The 5,481-nt window shown below is 62.5% G+C and carries 5 protein-coding genes; all 5 read right to left on the bottom strand.

Annotated elements, in window-relative coordinates; all coding sequences use genetic code 11:
- Positions 1-15 precede the first annotated feature (15 nt).
- Positions 16-825 (bottom strand): tryptophan synthase subunit alpha, encoded by an 810-nt coding sequence (gene trpA / locus HMPREF9538_RS17770; protein ID WP_002901728.1) that lies wholly within the window; start codon positions 823-825, stop codon positions 16-18.
- Positions 825-2,018: a tryptophan synthase subunit beta gene (gene trpB, locus HMPREF9538_RS17775; RefSeq protein WP_002901730.1), complete on the bottom strand. Its 1,194-nt coding sequence runs from the start codon at positions 2,016-2,018 to the stop codon at positions 825-827. Before trpB ends, trpA begins: the two co-directional genes overlap by 1 nt.
- A 9-nt stretch (positions 2,019-2,027) precedes the next feature.
- On the bottom strand, positions 2,028-3,386 hold the full coding sequence (gene trpCF, locus HMPREF9538_RS17780) for a bifunctional indole-3-glycerol-phosphate synthase TrpC/phosphoribosylanthranilate isomerase TrpF (RefSeq protein ID WP_009484642.1): 1,359 nt from the start codon (positions 3,384-3,386) through the stop codon (positions 2,028-2,030).
- Positions 3,387-3,389: 3 nt separating this feature from the next.
- Positions 3,390-4,985 carry a bifunctional anthranilate synthase glutamate amidotransferase component TrpG/anthranilate phosphoribosyltransferase TrpD gene (gene trpD / locus HMPREF9538_RS17785; protein WP_004148109.1) on the bottom strand — a complete coding sequence of 532 codons (1,596 nt, stop codon included), beginning with the start codon at positions 4,983-4,985 and terminating at the stop codon, positions 3,390-3,392.
- Positions 4,985-5,481, bottom strand: a 497-nt coding sequence (locus HMPREF9538_RS17790) for a chorismate-binding protein (protein ID WP_009484641.1), incomplete at its 5' end; no start/stop codon positions are given. The genes HMPREF9538_RS17790 and trpD, both read right to left, overlap by 1 nt.

The following is a 5,481-nucleotide window of genomic DNA, read 5'->3' as shown; positions in this document are numbered from 1 at the left end:
GGGGGGGGCTGATGGTCAGGCGGTTTTGGTCGCTGCCTTCAGGCTCTGGACGAAGGCTTTCAGCTCGTCGAGCATGGTCTGCGGCTCATCGAGGTGGCGTTCGATGATTTTGACGATGGCGGAACCGGAGATAGCCCCGGCGGCTCCGGCGTCAATAGCGGCGCTCACCTGCTCCGGCGCGGAGATACCAAAGCCCTGCAGCGGCGGCGCGGCGTGATATTCCGCCAGCTTCTCCACCAGGTGGTGCAGCGGAAGCGCGGCGCGATTTTCCGCACCCGTCACTCCGGCGCGCGACAGCAGATAGGTGTAGCCGCGGCCATAAGAGGCAATCTGGCGCAGTAAATCGTCATCCGCATTGGGCGGGCAGATGAAAATCGGCGCGATGTTATGGCGCATCGCCGCCTGGCGGAACGGGGCGGACTCTTCCACCGGCACGTCGGCCACCAGCACCGAGTCGACGCCGACGCGGGCGCACTGGGCATAGAACGCATCGATGCCCGGGCTGAAGACGAGGTTGGCATACATCAGCAGGCCGATTGGGATGGTCGGATGCTTCTGGCGGATCGCCGCCAGCATCTCAAAGCACTGCGCCGGGGTCACTCCCGCGGCGAAGGCGCGCAGGGCCGCGCCCTGGATGGTCGGGCCGTCCGCCAGCGGGTCGGAGAAAGGGATCCCCAGTTCAAGGGCATCGGCGCCGCCTTCGATCAGCGCATCGATAATTTTCAGCGACTGCTCCGGTCCCGGATCGCCAAGGGTGACAAAGGGGACGAAGGCGCCTTCCTGGCGATTTTTCAGTTGGGCAAACAGCGTCTCATAGCGTTCCATCAGATTTCCCCTCGCGCTTTCAGGATGTCATGTACGGTGAAAATGTCTTTGTCGCCGCGGCCGGAGAGATTAACCACCAGCAGCTGCTCTTTTTCCGGGTTCTCGCGCATCATCTTCAGCGCGTGGGCCAGAGCGTGAGAGGACTCCAGCGCCGGGATAATCCCTTCGTGGCGGGAAAGCGCTTTAAACGCGTCCAGCGCTTCGTCGTCGGTGATCGACACATAGTCAGCGCGACCGGTGCTGTTCAGAAACGCGTGCTGCGGCCCAACGGACGGGAAGTCCAGCCCGGCGGAAATGGAGTAAGACTCTTCGATCTGGCCGTCGGCGGTCTGCATCATCGGCGACTTCATACCGAAGTAGATCCCAACGCGGCCATGCTTCAGCGGCGCGCCGTGCTCGCCGCTCTCGATACCGTGTCCGGCGGGCTCCACGCCGATCAGGCCGACGTTGGTTTCCTCGATAAAATCAGCGAACATGCCGATGGCGTTTGATCCGCCGCCGACGCAGGCGATCACCGCGTCCGGCAGGCGGCCCTCTTTTTCAAGGATCTGCGCTTTGGTCTCTTCGCCAATCATGCGCTGGAATTCACGCACAATCGTCGGGAACGGGTGCGGACCGGCGGCGGTGCCCAGCATATAGTGCGCCTTTTCGTAGCTGCCGGACCAGTCGCGCAGCGCCTCGTTACAGGCATCTTTCAGCGTGGCGGAGCCGCTGTGCACCGGGATCACCTCGGCGCCCATCAGGCGCATACGGAACACGTTCGGCGACTGGCGCTCGACGTCCTTGGCCCCCATGTAGATACGGCATTTCAGGCCGAGCAGGGCGCTGGCCAGCGCTGAGGCGACGCCGTGCTGACCGGCGCCGGTCTCGGCGATAATTTCAGTTTTGCCCATCCGTTTGGCCAGCAGAGCCTGGCCCAGCACCTGGTTGGTTTTGTGCGCGCCGCCGTGCAGCAGATCTTCGCGTTTCAGATACAGGGTGGTGCGGGTGCCTTCGGTCAGATTCCGGCATTTGGTCAGGGCCGTCGGACGACCGGCGTAGTTTTTCAGCAGGTCGGTGAATTCCGCCTGAAAGGCCGGGTCCTTCTGCGCGCTGACAAAGGCTTCTTCCAGCTGGCGCAGGGCGGGCATCAGGATCTGCGGCACATACATGCCGCCGAATTCGCCGAAGTAGGGGTTCAGTAAAGTGCTCATTATTGCTCCTTAATATGCGCGCAGCGTCTGGAATACGGAGGCCAGCTTGCTGGCGTCTTTAATCCCGGGTTGCGACTCTACGCCTGAATTGAAATCGAGTCCGGCACAGCCGCTTTTGGCCGCTTCCACACAGTTATCGGCGCCGAGGCCGCCCGCCAGCATGACGTTGCGCAGATCCTGGCCCTGCAGCAGGCTCCAGTCAAAGCGCTGGCCGCTGCCGCCCTGGCCGTTGTCGAGCAGGTACTTGTCGACATGGTGGAGCGTACGGGCCGGGAAGGTTTCGCCGACGCTCAGCGCTTTCCAGATGCGGACGTTGTCCGCGAGGGCGTCGCGCAGCGCGTCGATATAGGCCTGGTCTTCATCACCGTGCAGCTGCACGGCGGCCAGCCCCAGAGCCTGCGCGCGGGCGACCACCTCCTCCAGCGGCGCATTGCGGAAGACGCCGACGTACTGCAGCGGCGCAGCGGCGATCACCGCTTTGGCCTGGGCGTCATTCACCGCTCGCGGCGAGGTCGGGACGAAGATCAGCCCACCGTAAATGGCGCCGGACTCCCAGGCCACCTGGGCATCCTGCGGGCGCGTCAGGCCGCACACTTTGTTCTCGCCGAGCAGCACGCGTTTAACCGCCGCTTCCAGATCCGCCTGCTCCATCAGGGCGGAGCCGATCAGGAAGCCGTTGGCGAAGTGGCTCAGCTCGCGCACTTCGGCATAGGTATGGATGCCGGATTCGCTGATCACCGTGACATCCGGGCCGAGACGCGCCGCCAGCTGACGGGTGCGGTTAAGGTCAATCGACATATCGCGCAGGTCGCGGTTGTTAATGCCCACCACCTTCGCCTTCAGGACGATGGCGCGCTCCAGTTCCTCTTCATTGCTGACTTCGGTCAGCACGCCCATATTCAGGCTGTGAGCCACCGCCGAGAGCTGACGATACTGTTCATCGTCGAGCACCGAGAGCATCAGCAGACAGGCGTCGGCCTGATAGTAGCGCGCCAGGTAGATCTGGTAAGGGTCGATGGTGAAGTCCTTACACAGGATCGGCTGCGGCGCGACCTGGCTGACGATCGGCAGGAAATCGAAGCTGCCCTGGAAATATTTCTCATCACACAGCACCGAGATCGCCGAGGCGTAGTGCTTGTAGATGCTGGCGATCGCTGCCGGATCGAAATCCTCGCGAATCAACCCCTTCGACGGCGAGGCCTTCTTGCACTCGAGAATAAACGCGGTGCGGGTGCCGGCCAGCGCGTCATAGAAATTGCGCTGCGTCGGGACGATCTCATTCTGAAAACTGGCTAACGGTTGTTGTTGTTTGCGGGCTTCCACCCAAATCGCTTTGTCGGCAACGATTTTTGCTAAAACGGTTTGCATTATTTACCCTCTTGCCGCTAAGGCGGTCACTCTGTCATAGGCCGCGCCGCTGTGCAGCACATCCAGTACCTGCTGAGCGTTAGCTTTCAGATCTTCATGCCCGTGTAAACGCATCAACATGGCGACGTTGGCGGCGACGGCGGCTTCGTGAGCGGCTTCACCTTTACCTTGTAGCAAGCGCGTCAGAATGTCACGGTTTTCTTCCGGGGTGCCGCCCGCCAGCTGCGCCTGATGGTAAGGCGTCAGGCCGAAGTCGTCGGCGGTCAGCTGATAGCTTTTAATTTCCCCGTTATGCAGTTCGGCCACCACCGTAGGCGCATGCAGTGAAACTTCATCCATCCCACCGCTGTGCACCACCGCCGCGCGCTGATAACCCAGCACGCGCAGGGTCTCGGCGATCGGCAGCACCAGTTCCGGGCTGTAGACGCCAATCAGCGCCAGCGGCGGATGCGCCGGGTTGATCAGCGGGCCCAGCACGTTGAACAGGGTGCGAGTCTTCAGCTGCTGACGGACCGGCATCGCGTGGCGGAAACCGGTGTGGTACTTCGGCGCGAACAGGAAGCAGACGCCCAGCTCATCAAGCGCGGCGCGGGATTTATCGGCGTTCATATCGAGATTAATGCCGAAGGCCGCCAGCAGGTCAGAAGAGCCTGATTTACTGGAGACGCTGCGGTTGCCGTGTTTCGCCACTTTTAACCCGCAGGCCGCAGCGACAAAGGCGCTGGCGGTGGAGATATTGATGCTGTTGCTGCCGTCGCCACCGGTGCCAACGATGTCGGCAAACAGGTAGTCCGGGCGCGGGAACGGCGCGGCGTTTTCCAGCAGCGCGGTAGCGGCGCCGGCAATTTCCTGCGGCTGCTCGCCGCGCACTTTCATGCTGACCAGCGCGGCGGCCAGTTGCTCAGGCTTCACTTCGCCGCGCACGACGGCGGAGAACAGCTGGTGGCTCTCCTGCTGGCTCAGGGTTTCCGCCTGGTACAGTTTCTCAAGGATCGGCTGGAGGGTGTTGGTATGCTCCAGCTTCTGCAGCGCCCAGGCCAGGGTCTGCTCCAGCAGCCGCGCGCCCTGAGTGGTAAGGATCGATTCCGGATGGAACTGGAAGCCGCACACCCGGTCCGCATCGTGACGCACCGCCATCACCATACCGTTGAAATTGGCGTTAATCGTCAGCCCGGCGGGAATATTGCTGCCGACCAGCGAGTGGTAGCGCGCCACCGGCAGCGGGTTAGCCAGACCGGCAAACATCGCCTGGCCGTCGTGCTCAATGCTGGAGGCTTTGCCATGGAGGATCTCGCCCGCCTGGCCGACATAGCCGCCGTAGGCTTCGACAATGGCCTGGTGGCCGAGGCAGATGCCGATGATCGGCAGCTTGCCGCGCATACGGGTCAGCAGCTCCGGCATGCAGCCGGCTTCGCTTGGCGTACCCGGGCCCGGGGAGAGCATCAGCACCGGGTTGTCCATGGTGCCCAGACGCTCAATCAGCGCCTGCGCCGGAACGGAGTTGCGATAAATCACTACGTTATGGCCGTTGGCGCGCAGCTGGTCTGCCAGGTTATAGGTAAAGGAATCGATATTATCGAGCAGCAGAATGTCAGCCATCAGAAAATCTCCTTCGCGTGATGGGCCTGGGCAATGGCGCGCAGCACCGCGCGGGCTTTATTTCGGGTCTCATCCGCTTCCGACTGGGGAACCGAGTCGAGCACAATGCCGGCTCCGGCCTGGACGGTAGCAATACCTTCCTGCACGTAGGCGGAACGGATGACGATGCAGGTGTCGAGGTCGCCGTGGGCGGTGAAATAGCCCACCGCGCCGCCGTAGCTGCCGCGGCGTTTACCTTCGGCGGCGGCAATCAGCTGCATGGCGCGGACCTTCGGCGCGCCGCTGAGGGTGCCCATATTCATGCAGGCGCGATAGGCGTGGAGGACGTCGAGATCCTGACGCAATTCGCCTACTACACGGGAGACCAGATGCATCACGAAGGAGTAGCGGTCAACCTTGGTTAAATCAGCGACATAGCGGCTGCCCGGGGTGCAGATGCGCGCCAGGTCATTACGCGCCAGGTCCACCAGCATCAGGTGTTCGGAAAGCTCTTTAT

The sequence above is a fragment of the Klebsiella sp. MS 92-3 genome (assembly GCF_000195655.1).
Taxonomy (GTDB): Bacteria; Pseudomonadota; Gammaproteobacteria; order Enterobacterales; family Enterobacteriaceae; genus Klebsiella; species Klebsiella pneumoniae.
This window is presented reverse-complemented; position numbering and strand designations above follow the sequence as displayed.

Bases quoted from the DNA above. Each gene is read 5' to 3' on its own strand.
- trpA (WP_002901728.1), bottom strand. From the start codon at position 825: ATGGAACGCTATGAGACGCTGTTTGCCCAACTGAAAAATCGCCAGGAA.
- trpB (WP_002901730.1), bottom strand. From the start codon at position 2,018: ATGAGCACTTTACTGAACCCCTACTTCGGCGAATTCGGCGGCATGTAT.
- trpCF (WP_009484642.1), bottom strand. From the start codon at position 3,386: ATGCAAACCGTTTTAGCAAAAATCGTTGCCGACAAAGCGATTTGGGTG.
- trpD (WP_004148109.1), bottom strand. From the start codon at position 4,985: ATGGCTGACATTCTGCTGCTCGATAATATCGATTCCTTTACCTATAAC.